The sequence below is a fragment of the Isoptericola sp. NPDC055881 genome (assembly GCF_053615895.1).
Genome location: NZ_JBSHCR010000019.1, coordinates 44,335 through 66,165, shown reverse-complemented (window position 1 = coordinate 66,165; position 21,831 = coordinate 44,335). Strand labels below are relative to the sequence as shown.

Below are 21,831 nucleotides of genomic sequence, written 5' to 3'. Positions count from 1 at the left end.
GGGGGCCGCGTCCCCGCGGCGCGCGGGGGGGGGGTTGGGGGGGGGGGGTGTGCGCGTCCCCCCCCCCACCACCCCCCCCACCCCCCCCCGCTCACAACACCTCGGGGGTCAGCCGGCGCGGCGCAGGCGCAGCGAGTTGCCGACGACGATGACGGACGACGCGGCCATCGCCGCTCCCGCGATCATCGGGTTGAGCAGGCCCGCCGCGGCCAGCGGGACGGCCGCCACGTTGTACGCGAACGCCCAGAACAGGTTCTGCTTGATGACCCGCAACGTCCTCCGGGACAGGCGGACGGCGGCCGGGGCGGAGCGCAGGTCCCCGCGCACCAGCGTGATGTCGCTCGCCTCGATCGCGACGTCGGTGCCGGTGCCCATCGCGAGGCCGAGGTCGGCGGTGGCGAGGGCCGCGGCGTCGTTCACGCCGTCCCCCACCATCGCGACGACGCGGCCCTCGGCCCGCAGCCGTGCCACGACGGCGGCCTTGTCCTGCGGCAGCACGCGCGCGACGACGTCCTCGTCCGCGATGCCCACCTCGCGGGCCGCGACCCGGGCCGCGCCCTCGCCGTCGCCCGTGAGCAGGACGGGCCGCAGCCCGAGGTCGCGCAGCTCGGCGACCGCGGCCGCGGACGAGGCCTTCACCGGGTCGCGCAGCACGACCAGGCCGCGGGCGGCCCCGTCCCAGGCGACGACGACGGCGCTCGCTCCCGTCGTCTCCGCGTCCGCGAACGCGGCGGCGAGTCCGTCCGTGCCGGCGCCCTCGAACGTCACCCCCTGCCCGGCCAGCCACGACGGCTGCCCGACCAGCACGCGGCGCGCGTTGAGCCCGCCGTCGGCCGCGAGCCCGGCGAGACCGGAGTGCGCGCGTCGTACGACCGCCTCGACGCCGCCGCCGGGCGTGGCGCGGAAGTCGAACGCCTGCAGCGCGCCGATGCCGACGCCGTCCGCCCCGGTCGACCTGTCAGAACCAGGTGCCGCCATACCCGCACGTGGTTCTGACAGCTCTGTGGCCGCGGCCGCGACGGCGTGCGCGATCGGGTGCTCGCTCAGCGCCTCGACGGCGCCCGCGTACGCGAGCACCTCCCGCTCCCGCGAGCTGTCAGAACCAGGTGCTGCCATACCCGCACGTGGTTCTGACAGGTGCGGGACGACCACGCGCTCCACCCGCATGCGGCCCTCGGTGACGGTGCCCGTCTTGTCGAGCACGACGGTGTCGACCCGGCGCGTGGACTCCAGGATCTCCGGTCCCTTGATGAGGATGCCGAGCTGCGCGCCGCGCCCCGTGCCCACGAGCAGCGCGGTGGGCGTCGCGAGCCCGAGGGCGCACGGGCAGGCGATGATGAGGACGGCGACGGCGGCGGTGAACGCGAGCTGGACGTCGGCGCCTGCCAGCAACCAGCCCACCAGCGTGAGCACCGACAGGCCCAGCACCACCGGCACGAAGACGGCGGAGATGCGGTCGGCGAGCCGGGCCACGGGGGCCTTGCCGGTCTGCGCCTGGGACACCAGCCGCCCGATCTGCGCGAGGGTCGTCTCCTCGCCCACGCGGCTCGCGCGCACCAGCAGGTGGCCGGACGTGTTGACGGTCGCGCCGGTCACCGCGTCCCCCGGGCCGACGTCCACCGGGACCGGCTCGCCGGTGAGGAGCGAGGTGTCCACCGCGCTCGTGCCCTCGACCACCTCGCCGTCGGTGGCGACCTTCTCGCCCGGCCGGACGACGAACACGTCCCCCACGGCGAGGTCCGACACCGCGACGCGCTCGGTCGCGCGGCCGCCGTCGGGCCGGGTGCGGGGAGTGCCGTCCGGGGCGAGGAGCACCCGCTCGGCGTCCTTGGCGCCCAGCTCCAGGAGGGCGCGCAGCGCGTCGCCGGCGCGGCGGCGGGAGCGGTGCTCGGCATACCGGCCGGCCAGCAGGAAGGTCGTGACGACGGCCGCGACCTCGAAGTACAGCTCGGGCGTGCCGCCGGACTCCGACGGGACCAGCGACGGCCGCATCGTCATGCCGAGCTCGCCCGCGCCGCCCCACGTCAGGGCCCACAGGGACCAGAGGGTCGCCGCGACGACACCGAGCGACACCAGCGTGTCCATCGTCGACGCCCCGTGCCGGGCAGCCCGGGCGGCCGCGGTGTGGAACGGCCACGCGCCCCACGTCACGACCGGCAGGGCCGCGGCCGCGACGACCCACTGCCAGCCCGTGACCTGGAGCGCGGGGATCATCGACAGCGCCACCACGGGCACGGTGAGGATCGCCGACGCGACCAGCCGGCGGCGCAGGTCCGCGCCGCGGGCGTCGGCGGGGCGCGCGGGGGTCTCGGGCACGGCCGCCGGCTCGGCGTCCGGCGCGGACGCCGCGGACGACGCCGCAGGGCCGGGGCCGTCGGGCGGCGCGTGCGCCGTGTCGGGAGGGGTGGCGGGCGGGGTGACGGGCGGGGTGTCGCGCCGGGCGACGGGCGGCGCGACGTCGCGGCGCGCGGTCACGCGAGCGCCGTAGCCGGCCTTCTCGACGGCCTCGACCAGCGCGGCGTCGTCGACGGGTGCGGTGAGCTGGACGTGCGCGCTCTCGAGCGGCAGGTTCACGGTGGCGGTGACGCCGTCCACGCGGTTGAGGCGCTTCTCGACGCGCGCCACGCACGACGCGCAGGTCATGCCTTCGATGGCGAGGTCGATCTCGAGGACGGGCGGTCCGGCGGTCGTGGTGACCGCCGTCCCGGCCGCGGGGGTGGAGGTGGGGCTGCTCGGGGTGCTCGGGGTGCTCATGGTGCTCATGGGGTGACTCCCTCAGGTACTGGGTCGGAGGTCACCCGCGACGACCCGGGGTGGCGGGGTCGCGGTGGGGGCGCCGGTCGGTCCGACGGCGGCGCGGCGCGGAGGGCCTGGGTCGCGGTGCCCGCAGCGCGGGCGGCGACGGTCGGCAGGCGGTCCGCGGGGTGGGGCCCGGCGGGGGCGGTCAGGCGCGCGGCGGCACGCTGAGGTCGTAGGTCTTGGTCGCGGGCGCGGCGTCTGACGCCTCGGCGGTGCCGCAGCCGCAGGCGCAGTTGTGCGCCTCCTGGCGGGCGGGAGCCTGGGCGGCCTGCTGGGCGGCGACGGCGTCGGCCTGGACGTCGACCGACGCGACCTCGTACCCGGCCTCGTCGACGGCCTCGCGCAGCGCAGCCTCGTCGAGCGGCGCGTCGGAGAAGACCGCGACCTCCGAGGTGCCGCCGGCGTGCAGCTCGACGGTGACGTCCTCGACGCCGGACACGGCGGACAGGTCCTTCGTCACGTGCGCGACGCAGTTGGCGCAGGTCATGCCGGTGACGCCCAGGGTGGTGACGGTGCTCATCGGTGCTCCTTCAGCGGGGGTGGATCGGCAGGTGGGTCGGCGCGGTGGATCAGGACCGGACGAGGCGGCCGATGGCGTCGGCGGCCTCCTTGACCTTGGCGGCGCCCTCCGCCTCGGACTGGCGGGCGGCGTCGACGACGCAGTGCCCGAGGTGGTCCTCGACGAGGCCGATGGACACGGCCTGCAGCGCCTTGGTCACCGCGGAGACCTGGGTGAGGATGTCGATGCAGTAGACGTCCTCGTCGATCATGCGCGCGATGCCGCGGACCTGGCCCTCGATGCGGCGCATGCGCTTGAGGTACGCCTCCTTGTCCGAGGCGTAGCCGTGCGGGCCGTCGTGCTGGTGCGCGGCGCCGTCGAGGACGTCGGTGGGTGCGGTCGTCTCGGTCATAGGCCAACCATACCCCCAGGGGGTAAGCCTGGCAACGGGTGGCAGTCGGACGAGACTGGATGATTGAGACATGAAGGAAGCTGTTCGGCGGATGCAACGCACGCTGTCGCTCGACGAGGCCGAGAGCGTTCGTCTCGACCTTGAGGCGCGCTACGTCCCGAACCAAGTTGTGAAGCCTGGGGCTGGGGAGCTCGTCGCGGAACTCGTGGCGGGTGTTCCGGTGGCATCCGAGGCCGGGACGAACGAAAGCTGGGAACTCCTCGCGCAACTGGCCGCGGGTGCTGTCCCGCCAACGTCCGCCCGAGTCGAAGACGTCGATCGCGTCCGCGCCGAATTCAGTGCTGTGATCGACGCTGCTGCTGTATGCCTTGGGAGCGCGCTCGCTAGCCCTACGGACTATCTCGTTGTTGATGTCCTTGATGCCGCGATCGAGTTCCTCAACGAACCCCAGCGGAAAGTCGCGCTGGATGCTCTACGAGAGTTCGCGGGACGAGGCGAGCGGGAGCAGCGTCGCGTTCAGGTGATCATTTCGGGTATTCAAGGAGACTGATGCGTTGGCGAGGACCGTTCGCCCCTCAGCCAATTTGATTTCTGCGCTCCCAGATCTGCCATGTGCGATCGAGGGACTCCAGGTAGTGGTCGAAGAGTTTGCCGCCGGCAATGCGGTGGAGGTGCAGGATCGGGGAGTGGCCGGCGGGGGCTCCGAACGCATGCGGGTTCACCAGCAGAGTGCTGTCGAAGCGAAAGAGTGAGGCGTAGACATTGCTGCCGTGCTTGCGCGCCTGAATGCCGGTGACGTCGACGAGCAGTGGCGCGAGGTAGTTCCATGTCAGCCGACACCGGGCGGCCATGAGGTCGCCGATGCCTTCCTTCTCGCCGCGTAGCTCGACGGCGCGACTCTCCGGGTCACCGAAGAGCAGTCGGATCCGCACGCCGGCCGCCGCGCGCGCCTTGATGCGCTCGCCAAACTCGGGGATCCCGTCATGGAGGAAGGACCCGGCGAACGCGAGGATGTCGATCGCCTCGGCGGAGCTGTCGATGAGCTCCTCCCACATGGAGATGGGGAGGGCGCCCCGACTCGGGTAGAGGTCGACGAGCTCTGCACGGGTGGCCGACTTCGTCCGCGGATCGGCTTGGGTTGATGGCCAGAGGTACCCGGAGGTCTTTCCGACGATCCGCGCCGCGTTCATGCGGTGGGACAGGTACCGCATGCGGTCCTGGTGATCCAGCGCTCGACCGTCTTGGGATCGACACCGGGCCTGTCGCTGAACTCGTGCAGCGTGAAGCCGGCGTCCGTGATGGCTGCGCGCAGTCGTTCGTTCGTCATGGCGCCCCCAGGGGCGAGGGCTAGCCGTGCTCTGGAAGGGGCGTTGGGGGACGTCTTACTCGTCATAGGAAGTCCCTAGACGTCCCGCTAGGTGGTGACGACCGCGGGGATGTGGAACCCGTCGCCGACTTCCAGACCGAGAAGCGACCGGATGGCTCGCGGCCCCAGCAGCGTGACAAGGAGACCGGCCTCCTGCTGGGGGCCCGTGCCCGCGAGCTCGGTGTGAGCGACGCCGTGCGGTTCGTCGAGGCGGACGCCTCCGGCTACGTCGTCGACGAGCCCGTGGACGTCGCGGCCTGCGTGGGCGCGACCTGGATCGGCGGCGGGGTGCCCGGCACCCTCGACCTCCTGCGCCGGAGCCTCGCACCCGGCGGCATGCTGCTGGTCGGGGAGCCGTACTGGCGCACCGTGCCGGCCACCCCGGAGATCCTGGCCGGGTGCGGGGCGCAGTCCGTCGACGACTACCTGACCCTGCCCGGGCTGCTCGAGTCGTTCGGCGACCAGGGCTACGACGTCGTGGAGATGGTCTGCGCGACCGAGGAGTCGTGGGACCGGTACATGGCGCCGCAGTGGCTGAGCATGCGCCGCTGGGCGGACACGCACCCCGACGACGAGCTGCACGACGAGGTCCGCCGCCTGCTGGCGACCGAGCCGCAGCAGTACGCGGCCTGCACGCGCGCCCACTACGGGTGGGGCGCGTGTTCGCGCTGATCGCGCGCTAGCAGCCGGCGCGCGGACGGGTGGTGGGCAGGACGTCCTGCTCACCACCCGTCCCTCTCGGCGTCACCGGCGGGGCGACGGGAGGTCAGCGGACCCGGAACGGCGCGGCCAGGAGGTGTTCGCGCCGCGAGCTGGGGCCCACCAGCAGCTCGAAGTCGCCCGGCTCGACGACGCGACGGCCCGCGGCGTCGACGACCGTGCAGTCCGCGGCGGGCACCTCCACCTCGACGAGCACGCTCTCGCCGGGGGCGAGCGGCACGCGGCGGAAGGTCTTGAGCTCGCGGTCCGCCCAGGTCACGGAGGTGACCTTGTCGCTCACGTACACCTGCACGGTCTCCACCGCCGGACGGGGCCCGGTGTTGGCGACGGTGACGCGCCCGCGCACGACGCCGTCGGCCGCGACGTCGGCGGCGTCCAGCTCGAGGCCGGAGTACTCGACGGTCGTGTACGACCGGCCCTCGCCGAAGACGTACGGCGGGCGCTGCGTGAGGTCGGCGTACCGCGTGCCGTGCTGGCCGCGCACCTGGTGGTAGAAGACCGGCTGCTGCCCGGCGTGCAGCGCGTAGGAGATCGGCAGGCGTCCGGTCGGCTCGACCAGCCCGAGCAGCAGCTCCGCGACCGCCCGCCCCCCGCGCATGCCGGGGTTGGCGGCGTGCACCAGCGCGGCGCCGCGGCGCACGGCCTCGGGGAGCACCAGCGGCTTGGAGGCGACCAGGACGACGACGACGGGCGTGCCGGTCGCCACCAGGTGCTCCAGCAGCTCCACCTGGCCGCCCTGGAGCTCCAGGGTCGCGGTGGACCTCCCCTCGCCGGCCAGCGCCACCTCGTCACCCAGGACGGCGACGACGACGTCCGCGGCGCGGGCCGCGTCCTCCGCCTCGGCCAGCAGGACCGGGTCGGACGGCGCGGGCAGGGCGGCCGGGGGCCGTGGCTGCCCGTCGGGGAAGTGCGTGCCGTCCGGGTCGGGGCCCAGCTCGACGACGTTCGCGCCCCGCGCGTGCGTGACCTCCCACGACGCGGGCGCGACCGCCTGCAGGCCGTCCAGCACCGTCTCGGTGAGCTCGCGCGGGTGCCCGTCGCGGATCCAGCTGACCTGCCCCGACGCGCCCGCCCAGTCGCCGAGCTGCGCGTGCGGGTCGTCGGCGTTGGGCCCGACGACGGCGACCCGCAGCGGCCGCGCCGGGTCGAGCGGCAGGGTGCCGTCGTTCTCCAGCAGCACGAGCGAGCCGCGCGCGACGTCGAGGGCGAGCTCGCGGTGCTCCGTGCAGCCCACGACGGCCTCGATCCGCTCCGCCACCGGCGCGCGCGGGTCCTCGAACAGGCCGAGGTCCACCTTGAGGCGCAGGATGCGCCGCACCGCGTCGTCGAGCCGGGCGACGTCGATCCGCCCGTCGGCCACGGCCTCCTGCGCACCCTCGAAGAACCGCGGGGTCGCCATGATCACGTCGTTCCCGGCGCCCACCGCCGCGGCCGACGCGTGCGCGTGGTCGGGGCTGACGAGCTGCTCCCACACCATGCGGCCCACGTTGTCCCAGTCGGTCACGAGGGTGCCGTCGAAGCCCCACTCGTCCTTGAGCACACCCTGCAGCAGCCAGCGGCTCGTCGTGATGGGGACGCCGTCGATCGCCTGGTAGCCGATCATCACCGTGCGCACGCCCTCGCGCACCACGCGCTCGAACGGCGGCAGGAACCACGACCGGAGCTTGCGCGGCGAGAGGTCGGCCTCGGTGGCGTCGCGCCCGCCCTGCGTCTCCGAGTAGCCGGCGAAGTGCTTCGCCGTCGCGAGGACGGCGGTGGGGTCCGTGAGCCCGTCGCCCTGGTAGCCGCGCACCATCGCGGCGCCCAGCTCTCCGATGAGGTACGGGTCCTCGCCGAACGTCTCGTTCACGCGCCCCCAGCGCAGGTCGCGCGTCGCGCACAGCACGGGGGAGAACGTCCAGTGCAGGCCCGTCGCGGCGGCCTCGACCGCCGTCGCCCGCGCGGCCCGCTCCACGAGGTCGAGGTCCCACGTGGCCGCCATCCCCAGCTGGCTGGGGAAGACCGTCGCGCCGGGGAAGAAGCCGTGCCCGTGGATGGCGTCGTCCGCCACCAGCAGCGGGACGCCCAGCCGCGTGCGCCGCGCCAGCTCGATCGCCTCGACGACGCGGTCCGGCGAGGCGTGCAGGATCGACCCGGCCAGCCGGTGCCGCACGATGTCCTCGAGGTCGTCCATCGCGTTGAGCTGCAGCATCTGCCCGACCTTCTCGGGCAGCGTCATGCGCGCCAGCAGGTCCTCGACCCGCTCGGCCGGGGACAGGGACGGGTCGCGGTACGGCAGGTCGGTCATGGCTCCGGTCTTTGGTCGGGGGGCGTCTGGCGTCGGGCAAGGGATGTGCCGAGGTAGTCCGGACCGCGCCGAGGTAGTCCGGGCCGCGCCGAGGTAGTCCGGACCGTGCCGAGGTAGTGCGAACCGTGCCGAGGTAGTGCGAACCCCCGCGAGGTAGTGGACCAGGCCACTACCTCGCGGAGCCTTCGACTACCTCGCGGAGCCTTCGACTACCTCGCGGAGCCTTGGACTACCTCGCGGGGGTCCGCACTACCTCGGCGGGGGTCGTCAGCGGACGGTGAGGCCGTTCGCCTGCGCGACGGAGCCCAGCCAGCCCAGCGAGGGCTTCGGACGGCGCTCGAAGGTCTCGCGGTCGAACTCGACGAGCCCAAACGTCGGCCGGAAGCCGGAGGCCCACTCGTAGTTGTCCAGGAGGCTCCAGTGCAGGTAGCCGCGGACGTCGACGCCGTCCTGGATCGCCGCGTGCAGGCCCGCCAGCGCGCCCTCGGTGTAGTCGATGCGGCGGGCGTCGTCCTGGGTGGCCATCCCGTTCTCGGTGACGAAGACGGGCACGCCCTGCGTCTTCTCCCACGCGGCGCGCACCCCGTGCTCGAGCGCGAGGGGGTAGAACTCCCAGCCGGTGAGGGTGGTCTCGACGCCCTCGGGCACCTGGCGGGGGCCGTCGGGGCCGATGATCGTGCGCGTGTAGGCCTGGACGCCCACCCAGTCGTCGCCGCGGGCAGCCTCGAGGTACCAGTCGTCGCGCGAGTACCCGTACGCGTGGGCCACGTCCTCGCAGCCGGGCTCGGGCTGGAAGTCCTGGGTGGCGACGGTCCAGCCGGACCTGATCCCGCCGACGCCGGCGAGGATCTCGCGGGATCGGGTGTGGCACTCGAGCAGGGTGTCGGCGACCTGCAGGTCGGGGTCGGGCAGGCCGTAGGCCACGAGGTTGGCCGGGTCCTCGCCGCCGGCGATCATCGCGGCGATGTTGGGCTCGTTGATGGTGCAGACGTAGTCGACGTCGCTGCCGAGGATCGGCAGCGCGAGCTCGGTGAAGCGGGCGAAGCGGTCGGCTGCCTTCGGCGAGCGCCACATGCCCTCGTCGTAGAACCAGCGCGGCACCGTGAAGTGCATCAGCGTGACCATCGGGGTGATGCCGAGCTCGAGGCACGTCTCGACCATGCGGCGGTAGTGCGCGATCTCGGCGCGCGACACGAAGCCCTCCTCGGGCTCGATGCGCGCCCACTCGACGGAGAAGCGGTAGGTGTCGAGGCCGGCGTCGCGCAGGAGCCGCATGTCCTCGCGGTAGCGGTGGTAGCTGTCGGCGGCGTCGCCGCTGGGCTCGACGATCGAGGTCCCGGCGGCGTGCTCGCGCACCCACCAGTCGCTGTTGACGTTGTTGCCCTCGATCTGGTGGGCCGCGGTGGCGGCGCCCCAGCGGAAGCCCTCGGGGAAGTGCAGCACGGGTGGTCCTTACGTCGGTGGTGCGGTACGTCGGTGGTGCGGTGGTGCGGTGTTCGTGGGGGTGGCGAGCGGCGGGTCAGCGCGCGGGCGTCGTGGTCCAGAAGTCCGCGAGCAGGTCGGCGGTCGTGGCAGGGTTCTCGACGTTGGGCAGGTGCCCCGCCCCGTCGACGACGGCGTAGCGCGCGCCGAGCCGCTCGGCCATGGCGCGCTGCCAGGGCTGCGGCCACGCGGCGTCGTCCACCCCGTGCGCGACCAGCACGGGCAGTCCGGCGGCGGCGAGGTCCGGCGTGACGTCGCGGACGTCGGAGAGCACGTCGATCGCGCCCAGCAGGTTGTCGGTGCTGGTGGCGACCGAGCGATCCCGCAGGAAGCGGGTGTCGGCGTCGAGGCTCGCCAGCGCGGCCGGGTCCTCGGCGATCCGCCGCGCGAGCGCGGGGTTGTCCAGCGTCCACAGGTCGACCAGCCCGGCGGCGGCGAGCAGCAGGTCGCGCTCGGCGTCCTTGCGCCCGGGCCAGCCGTGCGGGCCGGAGCAGAGCATCGTGAGGCTCGCGAACGGAGCGGCGTCCCGGGCGACCGTGGCCGCCGCGACGGTGCCGCCGAAGCTGTGCCCGAGCAGGTGCAGGGCGCCGGACGGGATGCCGGCGGCCGCGCTCACGAGGGCGGCGACCTCGAGCAGGTCGCCCGTGAAGTCGTCGCGGCGGTAGGCGCCCACGCCGCGCGGCGCGGCCGAGTCGGCCTGACCGCGCTGCGAGTACGTCCAGGCCTCGACGCCGCGCGCCGCCAGCAACGGCAGGAGCAGCCGGTGGTCCTCTCGCGACCCGGTGAAGCCGGGCACGAGCAGGGCGACCGCGCGGCGCGCCACGCCGTCGGGCACGACGGACCGCAGCGCGGTGAGCGGGCCCACCGGCACGTCGAGCACCAGCGGCTCGACGCCATCAGGCAGCGGCAGCACCGAGAAGGGTGCGCCCGCGCGCACCGCGGGGACGGGGGACACCGGCGACGCCGTCACGACGCCGCACCGCCCGCGAACCGGCGCGCGGGCTGTGGGACGGCGTCCAGGAGCTGGGTGGTGTACGCGTCCTCGGGGAACCGCAGCACCTGGGTGGTGTCGCCGGACTCCACGACCTTGCCGTGGTGCAGCACCATGATCTGGTCGGTCACGACGCGCGCCGACAGCAGGTCGTGCGTGATGTAGAGCAGCGAGACGCCGAGGTCCGCACGCAGGTCCTCCAGCAGGCTGAGCACGCCGGCGCGCAGCGACACGTCGAGCATCGAGACGGGCTCGTCGGCGATGAGCACCTGCGGGTCCGACGCCAGGGCGCGCGCGATGACGACGCGCTGGCGCTGCCCGCCCGACAGCTGGTGCGGCAGCTTGGCCGCGTACTGCTCGACGGGCGTGAGGCCCACGGTCTCCAGCAGCTGCAGCACGCGGCCGCGCGCCGCCTCGCCGCGGAGGCCGGTGAAGTTCTCCACCGGCCGGGTGAGCGTGTACTCCACGGTGTGCAGCGGGTTGAGTGCCGAGTAGGGGTCCTGGAAGACCATCTGGACGTCCGCGTGCAGCGTCTTCAGGCGACGGCGCCGCAGCCGGTCGACCCGCAGGTCGCCGAACGTCACCGTGCCCGACGTCGGGCGCTCCACTCCCGTGACCATCTTGGCGATGGTCGACTTGCCCGAGCCCGACTGGCCGACCAGCGCCATCGCGGCGCCCGGCTCCAGCCGGAACGACACGTCGTCGACGGCGGTGACGGCCTGCTCGCCGCGGCGCGGCGGCGGGTACACCTTCGACACGTGGTCGACGACGATCGCGTCGTGCGCGGCCGCCCGCTCGTGACGGCTCGCGCCGGCGCCCGCGGCCCCGCCCGCCCTGCGCTCGAAGCCGGGCAGCTCCACGACCTCGGCGCGCGGGTCGGCGTAGTGGCTGAGCAGCATCTGCGTGTACGGGTGCGCGGGGGCGGCGAAGATCTGCCGCGACGCGCCGTCCTCGACGATCTCGCCGTCGTGCATGACGACGACGCGCTCGGCGGACTCCAGCACCACGCCCAGGTCGTGGGAGATGAGCACGGCCGTGAAGCCCTCCGCGGCCTGCAGCTCCCGGATGGTGTCCATGACCGCGTGCTGCACCAGCACGTCGAGGGCCGTGGTCGGCTCGTCGAACACCATGAGGCGCGGCTCGAGCGACAGGGCCAGCGCGATGGAGACGCGCTGGCGCATGCCGCCGGACAGCTCGCCGGGGTAGCGGTCGAGCACCGTGGACGGCAGCTGCACCTTGTCGAGCAGCTCGACGGCGCGCTGGCGGCGCCTGCCCTTCGGCACGTGGCCGTGCGCGGCGAAGATGTCGCCGAAGTGGTGCGCGATGGTGCGCACCGGGTTGAGGGCGTTCATGCCCGACTGGAGCACCATGGCGAACCCGCCGCGGCGCTGCACGCGCAGCTCCTCGGCGTCCAGGTGCGCGATGTCGGTGCCGTCGAACACGATGCGGCCGCCGGAGATGCGCGCCGGGGCCTTGGCGAGGCGGGTGACGGCGAAGCCGAGCGTCGACTTGCCGGAGCCGGACTCGCCGACCAGGCCCACGAACTCGCCCTGCTCCAGGGAGAGGCTCGCGTGCTTCACCGCGTGCGTCGGGACGGCGCCGCGCGGCTCGTAGACGACGGACAGGTCCTGGATCTCGAGGAGGCTCATCGGCCGGTCCCTTCCCGCAGGCGCGGGTTGCTCAACCCGTCGACGCCGAAGTTCACGAGGGTCATGGAGGTCGCCAGCAGCGCGATGCACAGGCCGGGGGCGAACAGCAGGATCCACTGGCCGGTGAGGATCGCCATCGAGTTCTGCGCCCAGAAGATCATCGAGCCCCAGGACACGGTGGCCATGTCGCCCAGGCCGAGGAACGACAGCCCCGACTCGGCCAGCACGGCCGAGGTCGCGGCGCCGAAGAACGACCCCGCGATCATCGAGGTCATGTTCGGCAGGATCTCGCGGAAGATGACGCGCGCGGAGCTCTCGCCGGAGAAGATCGCCGCCGTCACGAAGTCCCGCGAGCGCAGGGACTGCGTCTGCGAGCGCAGCACGCGGGCGCCCCACGCCCACCCGGTGATGACGACGACCAGGATGATCATCGGCAGCCCGCCGTTCTGCAGGTACGCCGCGATGATGATCATCAGCGGCAGGCCCGGCATGACGAGGAACAGGTTGACGAGGAAGTTGACGACGTCGTTGCCCCAGCCGCGCAGGTAGCCCCACGACAGCCCGATGACGACGGCGACGAGCGTCGACAGGCCGCCGGCGACGAAGCCGACGAGCAGCGAGACGCGGGCGCCGTAGATCACCTGGGACAGCACGTCCTCGCCGGCGCCGGTGGTGCCCAGCCAGTGGGCGGCGCTGCCGGGCTCGTTGCGGCCGAAGGAGTCGTCGTGGGGGGAGTAGGGGGCCAGGAGGGGCGCGAAGACCGCCATGAGGACGAAGAGCCCCAGGATGACGAGCCCCACGCGGGCCTTCGGGTTGGCCCAGACGGTCGCGAACGCGCGGGCCAGCACCTGGCCGGTGCGGCCGAGGCGGGTGCGGGCCGGCCGGGCGGGGCCTTGGACGGCCTCGGGGGCGGGGCCCTCCGGGTCCGGCGTCGTGGCGGGCTGGGTGGTGGTCGGGTCAGCAGCCATCGGGGTCACCGCCTCGTTCGGGGGTCGAGGACGCCGTAGAGGATCTCCACCAGGAAGTTCGCGAGCAGCACGCTCACGGTGATCATGAGGAAGAGCGCCTGCATCAGCGGGAAGTCCTGGTTGGTGACGGCGTTGAACAGCAGGTAGCCGACGCCGGGGTACGCGAAGACCTGCTCGACGAGCAGGGAGCCGCCGACGACGCCGCCGAGCGCCATGCCGAAGCCGGTGAGGTTCGGCAGGATCGCGTTGCGGGCGGCGTAGCGGATCGCGACCGTGCGGCCGCGCAGGCCGTTGGCCTCGGCGAACGTCACGTAGTCGTCCCCGAGCGTGTTGATCATGGTGTTGCGCATGCCGAGGATCCAGCCGCCGAGCGACGTGATGAGGATCGTGACGGCGGGCAGGGCCGCGTGGTACAGCACGTCCCCGAGGAACTGCCACGACAGGTTCGGCACGGCGGTGGCGGAGTAGGCGCCCGACGTCGGGAACCAGCCGAGCACGTAGCCGAGGAAGAAGACGATGAGCAGCGCGGTCCAGAAGTACGGGAACGCGGAGAGGAAGCTGCCGGTGACGGTGGGCAGCGAGTCCATCCACGTGCCGCGCTTCCACGCGGCGCCGATGCCGATGAGGGTGCCGAGCACGAAGGCGATGATCGTCACCGCGCCGACCATGATCAGCGTCCAGGGCAGGGCGCCGGCGACGAGCTCGGAGACCTGCTGCGGGAAGAAGGTGTACGACACCCCGAAGTCGAGGTGGATGACGTTGTTCAGGTACGTGACGTACTGGTCCCAGATGCTGCCGCCGGGGACGCCCAGCTGGGCCTCGATCGCGGCCTGCACCGACGGCGTCACGGGGCCGTTCTGGGCGAGCTTGGCGATGGCCGCGTCTGCGGGCGAGCCGGGCATGAGGCGCGGGATGACGAAGTTCAGCGTCACCGCCGCCCACAGCGTGAGGACCAGCAGGCCGAGCTTGCGGAGCGCGTAGCGCAACGGTGCCTCCGGGTCGGTGGTCGGTGGGTCTGTCGGTCGAGGGTCTCGTCCGGCACCTGCGCGCTGGTGAGGTCCCTGAAGGTGCCGAGGGGGCGCAGGTGCCGAACGAGAGCCGGAGGGTCAGCCCTGGGCGGGCTTGAGGTGCGTGAGGATCAGCAGCGGGGTGGAGTCCCACGTCTTCGGGGAGGCGTAGGGGTCGTCCGCGCTGGGCCAGCCGGTGAAGTGCTTGGTCGAGAACAGGCCCCACGAGCCGCCGTAGAAGAGCGCGATCATCGGCAGCTGCTCGTACGTGATCTGCTGGAGCTGGTGCGTGATCTCGGTCTGCTTCGCCTCGTCGGTGGTGACCTTCAGCTCGGCGAGGAGCGCGTCGGCCTCCTTCGACTCGAACCGCCCGAAGTTGCCGGCGGCGGTCTCCCCGACGGGCAGGCGGAACTCCGAGCCCATGAGGCCGTTGTAGTCCTGGTACGGCTGACCGGTGCCGCCGACGGTGCCCATGATCATGTCGAAGTCGCCCGAGCGGAGCTCCTTCTGGTAGGCCGCGGCCTGCGGCTGGACGACGGTGACGTCGATGCCGATCTTCGTGAGCTGGCCCTTGACCTGCTCCACGCCCTGCAGCCAGTCGGACCAGCCGTTGGGGGTGGTGATGGTGATCTTCAGCGGCTTGCCCGCGGCGTCGACGAGCTTGCCGCCCTGCTGGGTGTAGCCGGCCTTCTCGAAGTACTCGAGCGCCTTCGCCTCGTCCTGGTCGATGTAGCCCTGGTTCGGGATCGAGGTGTCGAGCACCGACTCCTGGTTGGGCAGCATGAGGCCGGTCTGGCTGGCCCGGTCGACGTAGCCCTGCTCGGCCTTGTCGGCGATGACCTGCTTGTCCAGGGCGTAGGCGACGCCCGTGCGGAAGTTGACGTCGTCGTACGGCGCCTTCGTCATGTTCGGGATCAGCGAGATCGCCGCGCCGGCCGGGAACCAGTAGGTGTTGTGGTCGGGGTCGGCCTTGACCCAGGTGTCCTCGACGTCGCTCATGAACGCGTACGCCCAGTCGTAGCCGTTGTTGACGATGTCGAGCTCGGAGTTCGCGGCGGGCTGGACGAGCTCGTCGACCGCGACCTTGTCGGCCTGCCAGTACTTCTCGTTCTTCTTGAGCGTGTACTGGTTCGGCGTGAACTGGCCGAGGACGTACGGGCCGGACCCGACGGGCTCCTCGTTGGTCCAGGTGACGGGGTCCTTGACGTCCTTCCAGACGTGCTCGGGCACGATGAGCTGCTGCGCGATGATCTTCGCGGCGGGGACGTCCTCGGTCTGCAGGTGCGCGACGACCTTGGTGCCGTCGACCTCGACGGACTTCAGGTGCGACCACACGCCCTTGAGGTCCATCTCGGGGTGCTTCTTGACGAGGTCGAAGGAGAACTTCACGTCCTCGGCGGTGAGCGGCTCGCCGTCCGACCAGGTGACGCCGTCGCGCATCGTGAAGACGACCGTCTTGGCGTCCGGCTGCTCGTAGCCGGTGGCGAGCCAGGGGGTCTCGACGCCGCTCATCTCGTTGATGATGATCAGCGGCTCGTACAGGTAGGTCGTCGTGTTGCGCTTGCCGGACGAGTACGGGTTGAAGTTCCGGTCGAACGTGGGGGACCCGTTGTCCGCCGCGATGAGCATCGACGTCGCGCCGCCGGTGGCGCCGTCGTCCCCCTTGGTCTGCACCGGTGCCGAGCAGGCCGCCGTGGCCAGCACCGCGACGGTGGCCGCAACGGCGGCCAGGCGCCGCCCCGAGCGCGCTGTGCGCGTCATGGACATCCACTCCTCTTCATCGAGGCCTCTCCTGCGAGGGCCCGCGCACACCCGGTCAGCGTGCGCCGTCCTGGGGAGTGTATGCGCATACATTTGCGGCTGCCAAACCGTGCGGCAAAGTCCGAGGCCAGGCGCCCGGAGCGCCTCAGCGGCAGCCGCAGCTCTCGCGCAGCAGCACCCGCACGGGCAGGTTCACGGTCGCGGCGGGGGAGCCGGGGTCCGCGAGCCGGGAGCGCAGCAGCTCCACCGCGGCCCGCCCCAGCTCGACCATCGGCTGGCTCACGGTGGTGAGCCGGGGCATCGACGCCTGGGTCGCGTCGATGCCGTCGAACCCGGTGAGGACCACGTCGCCCGGCACGTCGACGCCGGCCTCGGTGAGCACGTCGAGGAAGCCGAGCGCCGTCTGGTCGTTCGAGCACACCAGCGCCCGTGGGAGCGCGCTGCCCGTCTCGCCGCCCGACCGGCCCCGCCCGGTGACGTGGCTCTGGAGCATCCGCCGCGCCAGCGTGCGCGCGCCGTCGCGCGTGAAGTCGCTGCGTGCCGCCGGCTCGTCGGGCGCCTCAAGCCCGGCCGCGGTGAGCGCGTCGCGGAAGCCCTGGAAGCGTTCGTGGGCGTCCGGGGAGTCGAAGGGGCCGCCCACGAAGGCGAGGTCGCGGATGTCGTGCTCCGCGACCAGGTGGTCCACGAGCGCGCGCGTGCCGGCGCGGTTGTCCACCGAGATGTGGTCGTAGGCGTCGTCCTGCGGCGGGCCGGCCATGACGACCACCGGCACGCGCCGGGCGATGTGCGCCAGGAGGTCGTCCGGCACCGACTTCGCCAGCACCGCGAGCCCGTCGACCCGTCCCGCGAGCTCGTTGACCGCCTCGGCCCGCCGCAGCCCGCGCGCCACGCCGATCATCACGGCATGCCCCGTGCGCCACGCCTCCAGCTCGGCCCCGCGCATCACCTCGCCGAGGTACAGGTTGCTCCACCGCGCCGTGGCCCGGCCGCCGACGTCGCGCACCACCTCGACCGCCTCGCCCACTCGCACCGGGTCGGGCAGGTCGGCGAGGTCGTCGATGCCGTCCACGTCGGGGAAGCACAGGCCCAGCACGCCCGTCGAGCGGGCGGCCAGCCCGCGCGCCGCGCCGGACGGCACGTAGCCGAGCTCGTGGATCGCCTCGTGCACCACCGTGCGGGTGCTCTCGCGGACGTCGTCGGGCCGTCGCAGCACCCGCGACACCGTCGCGATCGACACCCCCGCGCGCTGCGCGACGTCGTACACCGTGGGGGCCTTCGCCACCGGAACTCCTTGACCGCATCCCTCACCCGCACGGCCGTGCGAGCGGTCCCACGATAGTGACTGCGCATACATCGCGGCATCGCGGCAGGTCACCGGGGCGTCGTCCGGCAGGTCCGGCCGTGCTCGGCAGCTGCAGGTGCCGAGCTTCGAGCAACCTGCCGAACGAGCCCCGGGCGGAGGGTCAGACGGCCGCCGCGGCTGCCCGCGCCCCGGCGGGCAGGGCGTCGAGGATGCGGTGCACGGCGTCGTCGTCGTGCGCGGCGGAGACGAACCACGCCTCGAAGACCGACGGCGGCAGGTTGACGCCCGCGTCGAGGAGCGCGTGGAACAGCGCGCGGTAGCGGAACGCCTCCTGCGCCTGGGCCTGCGCGTAGTCGCGCACGCCGTGCTCGGCCGCGAAGGGGCCGAAGAACACGGAGAACAGCGAGCCGGCGCGCTGCACGCGGTGGTCCACGCCCTCGGCCGACAGGGCGTCGCCGAGCGCGGTGGCCAGCGTGTCGGCCACGGCGTCCACCCGCGCGTACACGGCCTCGTCGGCCAGGCGCAGGGTCGCGAGGCCCGCCGCCACGGCCACCGGGTTCCCGGACAGCGTGCCCGCCTGGTAGACGGGGCCGGTCGGTGCGAGCTGGTCCATGATCGCCGCGGGCCCGCCCAGCCCGGCCACGGGCATCCCGCCGCCCACGACCTTGCCGAACGTCAGGAGGTCCGGCGCGTACCCCTCGCCGCCTCCGGCGCGGATCGCCGCGTTCTCCAGGCCCCACCACCCCGACGGGCCGACGCGGAAGCCGGTGAGCACCTCGTCCATGACGAACAGGGCACCGTGCTCGCGCGTGATGCGGCGCAGGCCCTCGTTGAAGCCCTCGGCGGGCGGCACCACGCCCATGTTCGCGGGGCTGGCCTCCGTGATCACGGCGGCGATGCGCGACCCGTGCTGCGCGAACGCCGCCTCGACGGCGGCCAGGTCGTTGTACGGCAGCACGAGCGTCTCGGCGGCCGAGGCCTCCGTGACCCCCGCCGTGCCCGGCATGGCGAGCGTCGCGACACCCGACCCGGCCTCCGCCAGCAGCGCGTCGACGTGGCCGTGGTAGCAGCCGGCGAACTTCACGACGAGCGGCCGCCCGGTCACGCCGCGCGCGAGGCGGATCGCCGTCATCGTGGCCTCGGTGCCCGTGGACACGAGGCGCACGCGCTCCGCGACGGGCACCCGACGGCGGATCTCCTCCGCGAGCTCCACCTCCGCCACCGTCGGCGCGCCGAACGACAGACCGCGCGCGGCCGCCTCCTGCACGGCCGCGACCACCTCGGGGTGGGCGTGCCCGAGCAGCGCCGGGCCCCAGGAGCACACGAGGTCCACGTACTCGCGCCCCGCGACGTCCGTGACGTACGGGCCGTGGGCGCTCGCGAGGAACCGCGGGTCGCCGCCGACCGAGCCGTACGCGCGCACGGGGGAGTTCACGCCCCCGGGGATCGCGGCCTGGGCGCGCAGGAACGCGGCGTGGTTGTCCGTCATCGTGGTCCTTCCGGGAAGCTCTCGGGGCGGTGGTGGTCGGTCGGGCGGCCGGTCAGGGCGCTCAGCGCAGCCAGTCGGCGACGTCGACGGCCCAGTAGGTGAGGATGACGTCGGCCCCGGCCCGCTTGATCGCGAGGAGGGACTCGAGGACGGCGCCCTTCCGGTCGATCCAGCCGTGCGCGGCGGCCGCCTCGATCATGGCGTACTCGCCGGAGACCTGGTACGCCGCCACGGGGACGTCGGAGCGGTCGGCGACGCCGCGCAGCACGTCGAGCGACGTCCCGGCCGGCTTCACCATGACCATGTCCGCACCCTCGGCGAGGTCGAGGTCGGCCTCGCGCAGCCCTTCGCGCGAGTTGGCGGCGTCCATCTGGTACGTGCGGCGGTCGCCCTGCAGCGCGCTGTCGACGGCGTCGCGGAACGGGCCGTAGAACGCGCTGGCGTACTTGGCGCTGTAGGCGAGCACGGACACGTCGGTGAAACCGGCGTCGTCGAGCGCGTCGCGGATGACGGCGACCTGGCCGTCCATCATCCCCGACGGCGCCACGACCTCCGCGCCCGCGCGGGCCTGCGCGACGGCCATGGCCGCGTACCGCTCGAGCGTCGCGTCGTTGTCGACCGCGCCGTCGGGCGTGAGGACGCCGCAGTGGCCGTGGTCGGTGAACTCGTCCAGGCACGTGTCGGCCATGACGACCGGGCCGGGCCGCCCGGTCTCCGCCTCGACCTTCGCGACGGCCTCGCGGGCGACGCGGATGCCGCGCTGCAGGATGCCGTCCGGGTCGTCGCCGGCGGTGCCGGTCGCGTCCCGCTCGGCGGGGATGCCGAACAGCATGACGCCGCCCAGGCCCGCCCGGGCCGCATCGGCCACGGCGTCGCGCAGCGAGGTCTCGGTGTGCTGCACCTGGCCCGGCATCGAGGTGATCGGCGCCGGCTCGTCCAGGTCCTCCTTGACGAACAGCGGCAGCACCAGGTCTGCCGGGTGCAGGCGGGTCTCGGCGGCCAGCCGACGCATGCGCGGGGTGGTGCGCAGGCGGCGGGGGCGGTAGACGATGCCCGAGGTGCTCACGGGTGCTCCTTCGTGGACGTGGGTGCGGTCGCCGTCGGGTCGGCGGCGAGGGCGGTGGTGGTGGGGACGGCCGCGGCGGACAGCGCGGCGGCGACGGCGTCGGCGAGGGCCGCGTCCGTCGGGTGCGTGGCGACGGCCGCCACGCGCAGCCCGGCGTCGCGCGCGGCGTCCGCGGACGGCGTCCCGATGGCGACGACCGGCGTGCCCGTGCCCGTCTGCGCGGCGATCTCGCGCGCGACGGAGCCGGACGCGACGACGACCAGGTCGAAACCACTGGCCCGGGCGCGGGCCGCGACGTCGTCGGGGAGCGGGTGGTGCACCGTCCGGTAGGCCGTCACGACGTGCGGCGCCCAGCCCAGCCCGGCCAGGCCGTGCTCCAGGGTCGGGCGCGCCAGGTCGCCGAGCGGGAGGAGGACGCGCGACGCGTCCGGGGCGCCGTCGTCCGGCGGGGGAAACACGGCGACGAGGCCCGCGGCGGTGGGGTCGTCGTCGGGCACGAGGGCGGTCGGGACGCCGGCGGCGGCCAGGGCGCGGGTCGTGGCGGGCCCGACGGCGGCCCAGCGCGCGGGGGCCGCGGCAAGGTCGGTGCCGGTGCGCGCTGCGGCGGCGGCGAGCGCGTCCACCGCGTTCACGCTGGTCACGACCGTCCACACGTACGCACCGCGGGCCAGGGCGCGGACGGCGTCGTCGAGGGGCGCGACGTCGTCCACGGGTGCGCGCTCGATCACGGGCGCGACGACGACGTCGTGCCCGGCCGCGCGCAGGCGCGTCACGAGCCCGGCCGCGCGGCCCGGCGCCCGGGCCACGAGCACGGCGGCGGGCGGCGTCGAGCCCTCGCGGGTCACGCGCCCTCCGGGTCGTCCGTGCCGGTCGGGGTGTGCAGCGGCGCGACGTCGGCACGCGCGGCGACGTCCTCGGGCGCCGGGCCGGTCCCCCCGACCAGCGGCGCGAGCCGCGCGGCGCCGTCGGCGAGCAGGGCCTCGGCCACCCGCACCCCGAGCGCCGTCGCCGCGTCGTCCTGCTCGGCGCCCGCGGTGACCTCGACGAGCACCGTCGTCGCGCTGTGGGTGAGCTGCTCGGTGCCGTCGACGCGCGCGACCACGGCGGTGAGCTGCAGCTCGCCCGCCTCGACCCGGGCGTGAGCACCGATGGGCGCCGCGCAGCCGGCCTCCAGCCGCGCGAGCACGGCGCGCTCGGCGAGCACGGCGAGGCGCGTGGCGCGGTGGTCGAGCGCGGCGAACGCCTCGCCCAGGGCGGAGCCGCCCGCGAGGTCGACGGTGCGCGCCTCGACGGCGAGCGCGCCCTGCCCGGGAGCGGGCGCGACCACCGCCGGGTCGAGCAGCTGGGTCACGACCTCGGTACGGCCGAGCCGGGAGAGGCCGGCGAACGCGAGGACGACCGCGTCGAGGTCGGCGTCCGGGCCGAGAGCGCGCGCCAGCCGCGTCTCGACGTTGCCCCGGATGTCCACGAGCTCGACGTCGGGGCGCGCGGCCTGCACCTGCGCCGCCCGGCGCGGCGAGCCCGTGCCCACGCGCGCCCCGCGCGGCAGGGTGTCGAGGGTCAGCCCGTCGCGGGCGCACAGGGCGTCGCGCGCGTCCTCCCGCTCGGGCGTCACGACGGTCAGCGCAGCCGGCTGCGTCGTGGGCAGGTCCTTGAGCGAGTGCACCGCTACGTCGCAGCGTCCGTCGAGCAGCGCCTCCCGCAGGGCCGTGACGAAGACGCCGGTGCCGCCCAGCGAGGCGAGGGAGCCGGTCTTCACGTCGCCCTCGGTGCGGATGCGCACCAGCTCGACCGGCCGGCCGAGCAGCTCCTCCAGCCGGCGCGCGACCATGCCGGACTGCGTCGTGGCGAGGGCGCTGCCGCGGGTACCGAGGCGCAGCGGGGCGGGGGCGGGCTCGGGGGTGCTCACCGGTCCAGTGTCGCGCAGCCCCGGCGCCTGTGGACAACTGCGGGCGTGGCGGGAGGCCGATCTCACACCGTGCGTGCGGAGTCCTGACGCGAGGTCATGACGATGCGTCACCACCCCGCCACC

The 21,831-nt window shown here is 73.8% G+C and carries 18 protein-coding genes; 2 read left to right on the top strand and 16 right to left on the bottom strand.

Annotation, left to right across the window (positions count from 1 at the left end; translation table 11 throughout):
• Positions 1-108 precede the first annotated feature (108 nt).
• From ACWGKI_RS08360 to ACWGKI_RS08350, 3 genes are all read right to left on the bottom strand, one after another.
• Entirely contained in the window at positions 109-2,754 is a 2,646-nt protein-coding gene (locus tag ACWGKI_RS08360; RefSeq protein ID WP_452186188.1) for a heavy metal translocating P-type ATPase, read from the bottom strand.
• A 190-nt stretch (positions 2,755-2,944) separates the two neighbouring features.
• Entirely contained in the window at positions 2,945-3,319 is a 375-nt protein-coding gene (locus tag ACWGKI_RS08355) for a heavy-metal-associated domain-containing protein (protein WP_380243560.1), read from the bottom strand.
• A gap of 49 nt (positions 3,320-3,368) precedes the next feature.
• On the bottom strand, positions 3,369-3,710 hold the full coding sequence (locus tag ACWGKI_RS08350) for a metal-sensitive transcriptional regulator (protein WP_380243559.1): 342 nt from the start codon (positions 3,708-3,710) through the stop codon (positions 3,369-3,371).
• Positions 3,711-3,780: 70 nt separating this feature from the next.
• Between ACWGKI_RS08350 and ACWGKI_RS08345 the strand changes: the two genes are divergently transcribed.
• Entirely contained in the window at positions 3,781-4,260 is a 480-nt protein-coding gene (locus ACWGKI_RS08345) for a hypothetical protein (protein WP_452186183.1), read from the top strand.
• Positions 4,261-4,285: 25 nt separating this feature from the next.
• On the opposite strand, the gene ACWGKI_RS08340 is transcribed toward ACWGKI_RS08345, so the two are convergent.
• On the bottom strand, positions 4,286-4,921 hold the full coding sequence (locus ACWGKI_RS08340; RefSeq protein ID WP_452186181.1) for an XRE family transcriptional regulator: 636 nt from the start codon (positions 4,919-4,921) through the stop codon (positions 4,286-4,288).
• Positions 4,922-5,148: 227 nt separating this feature from the next.
• Here ACWGKI_RS08340 and ACWGKI_RS08335 point away from each other — a divergent pair, with 227 nt between their 5' ends.
• Positions 5,149-5,748: an SAM-dependent methyltransferase gene (locus ACWGKI_RS08335; RefSeq protein ID WP_452186179.1), complete on the top strand. Its 600-nt coding sequence runs from the start codon at positions 5,149-5,151 to the stop codon at positions 5,746-5,748.
• Positions 5,749-5,842: 94 nt separating this feature from the next.
• Here ACWGKI_RS08335 and ACWGKI_RS08330 read toward each other — a convergent pair whose 3' ends face one another.
• From ACWGKI_RS08330 to hemC, 12 genes are all read right to left on the bottom strand, one after another.
• Positions 5,843-8,083, bottom strand: a complete 2,241-nt coding sequence (locus ACWGKI_RS08330; RefSeq protein ID WP_452186177.1) for a glycoside hydrolase family 3 N-terminal domain-containing protein — start codon at positions 8,081-8,083, stop codon at positions 5,843-5,845.
• 267 nt (positions 8,084-8,350) lie between these two features.
• Positions 8,351-9,526 (bottom strand): glycoside hydrolase family 1 protein, encoded by a 1,176-nt coding sequence (locus ACWGKI_RS08325; RefSeq protein ID WP_452186175.1) that lies wholly within the window; start codon positions 9,524-9,526, stop codon positions 8,351-8,353.
• Positions 9,527-9,602: 76 nt separating this feature from the next.
• Positions 9,603-10,520, bottom strand: a complete 918-nt coding sequence (locus ACWGKI_RS08320) for an alpha/beta fold hydrolase (protein ID WP_452186173.1) — start codon at positions 10,518-10,520, stop codon at positions 9,603-9,605.
• Positions 10,521-10,531: 11 nt separating this feature from the next.
• Positions 10,532-12,205: an ABC transporter ATP-binding protein gene (locus tag ACWGKI_RS08315; protein ID WP_452186171.1), complete on the bottom strand. Its 1,674-nt coding sequence runs from the start codon at positions 12,203-12,205 to the stop codon at positions 10,532-10,534.
• Positions 12,202-13,173, bottom strand: coding sequence for an ABC transporter permease (locus tag ACWGKI_RS08310; protein WP_452186169.1), 972 nt, complete (start codon positions 13,171-13,173; stop codon positions 12,202-12,204). Before ACWGKI_RS08310 ends, ACWGKI_RS08315 begins: the two co-directional genes overlap by 4 nt.
• A gap of 5 nt (positions 13,174-13,178) precedes the next feature.
• Positions 13,179-14,159: an ABC transporter permease gene (locus ACWGKI_RS08305; protein WP_380243562.1), complete on the bottom strand. Its 981-nt coding sequence runs from the start codon at positions 14,157-14,159 to the stop codon at positions 13,179-13,181.
• A gap of 120 nt (positions 14,160-14,279) precedes the next feature.
• Positions 14,280-15,941 carry an ABC transporter substrate-binding protein gene (locus ACWGKI_RS08300; protein WP_380243552.1) on the bottom strand — a complete coding sequence of 554 codons (1,662 nt, stop codon included), beginning with the start codon at positions 15,939-15,941 and terminating at the stop codon, positions 14,280-14,282.
• A 145-nt stretch (positions 15,942-16,086) separates the two neighbouring features.
• Positions 16,087-17,223: a LacI family DNA-binding transcriptional regulator gene (locus ACWGKI_RS08295; protein WP_452186166.1), complete on the bottom strand. Its 1,137-nt coding sequence runs from the start codon at positions 17,221-17,223 to the stop codon at positions 16,087-16,089.
• A 181-nt stretch (positions 17,224-17,404) separates the two neighbouring features.
• Positions 17,405-18,733 (bottom strand): glutamate-1-semialdehyde 2,1-aminomutase, encoded by a 1,329-nt coding sequence (hemL, locus tag ACWGKI_RS08290; RefSeq protein ID WP_452186164.1) that lies wholly within the window; start codon positions 18,731-18,733, stop codon positions 17,405-17,407.
• Between the two features lie 61 nt (positions 18,734-18,794).
• Positions 18,795-19,745, bottom strand: coding sequence for a porphobilinogen synthase (gene hemB / locus ACWGKI_RS08285; RefSeq protein WP_452186186.1), 951 nt, complete (start codon positions 19,743-19,745; stop codon positions 18,795-18,797).
• Positions 19,746-19,795: 50 nt separating this feature from the next.
• A complete protein-coding gene (locus ACWGKI_RS08280) occupies positions 19,796-20,644 on the bottom strand; it encodes a uroporphyrinogen-III synthase (RefSeq protein WP_452186162.1) in 849 nt (282 codons plus the stop codon).
• Positions 20,641-21,708: a hydroxymethylbilane synthase gene (hemC, locus tag ACWGKI_RS08275; protein WP_452186160.1), complete on the bottom strand. Its 1,068-nt coding sequence runs from the start codon at positions 21,706-21,708 to the stop codon at positions 20,641-20,643. The genes ACWGKI_RS08280 and hemC overlap by 4 nt, the downstream gene beginning before the upstream one ends.
• Positions 21,709-21,831 lie beyond the last annotated feature (123 nt).

Bases quoted from the DNA above. Each gene is read 5' to 3' on its own strand.
- ACWGKI_RS08360 (WP_452186188.1), bottom strand. From the start codon at position 2,754: ATGAGCACCCCGAGCACCCCGAGCAGCCCCACCTCCACCCCCGCGGCC.
- ACWGKI_RS08355 (WP_380243560.1), bottom strand. From the start codon at position 3,319: ATGAGCACCGTCACCACCCTGGGCGTCACCGGCATGACCTGCGCCAAC.
- ACWGKI_RS08350 (WP_380243559.1), bottom strand. From the start codon at position 3,710: ATGACCGAGACGACCGCACCCACCGACGTCCTCGACGGCGCCGCGCAC.
- ACWGKI_RS08345 (WP_452186183.1), top strand. From the start codon at position 3,781: ATGAAGGAAGCTGTTCGGCGGATGCAACGCACGCTGTCGCTCGACGAG.
- ACWGKI_RS08340 (WP_452186181.1), bottom strand. From the start codon at position 4,921: ATGCGGTACCTGTCCCACCGCATGAACGCGGCGCGGATCGTCGGAAAG.
- ACWGKI_RS08330 (WP_452186177.1), bottom strand. From the start codon at position 8,083: ATGACCGACCTGCCGTACCGCGACCCGTCCCTGTCCCCGGCCGAGCGG.
- ACWGKI_RS08315 (WP_452186171.1), bottom strand. From the start codon at position 12,205: ATGAGCCTCCTCGAGATCCAGGACCTGTCCGTCGTCTACGAGCCGCGC.
- ACWGKI_RS08310 (WP_452186169.1), bottom strand. From the start codon at position 13,173: ATGGCTGCTGACCCGACCACCACCCAGCCCGCCACGACGCCGGACCCG.
- ACWGKI_RS08300 (WP_380243552.1), bottom strand. From the start codon at position 15,941: ATGACGCGCACAGCGCGCTCGGGGCGGCGCCTGGCCGCCGTTGCGGCC.
- hemL (WP_452186164.1), bottom strand. From the start codon at position 18,733: ATGACGGACAACCACGCCGCGTTCCTGCGCGCCCAGGCCGCGATCCCC.
- hemB (WP_452186186.1), bottom strand. From the start codon at position 19,745: ATGCGTCGGCTGGCCGCCGAGACCCGCCTGCACCCGGCAGACCTGGTG.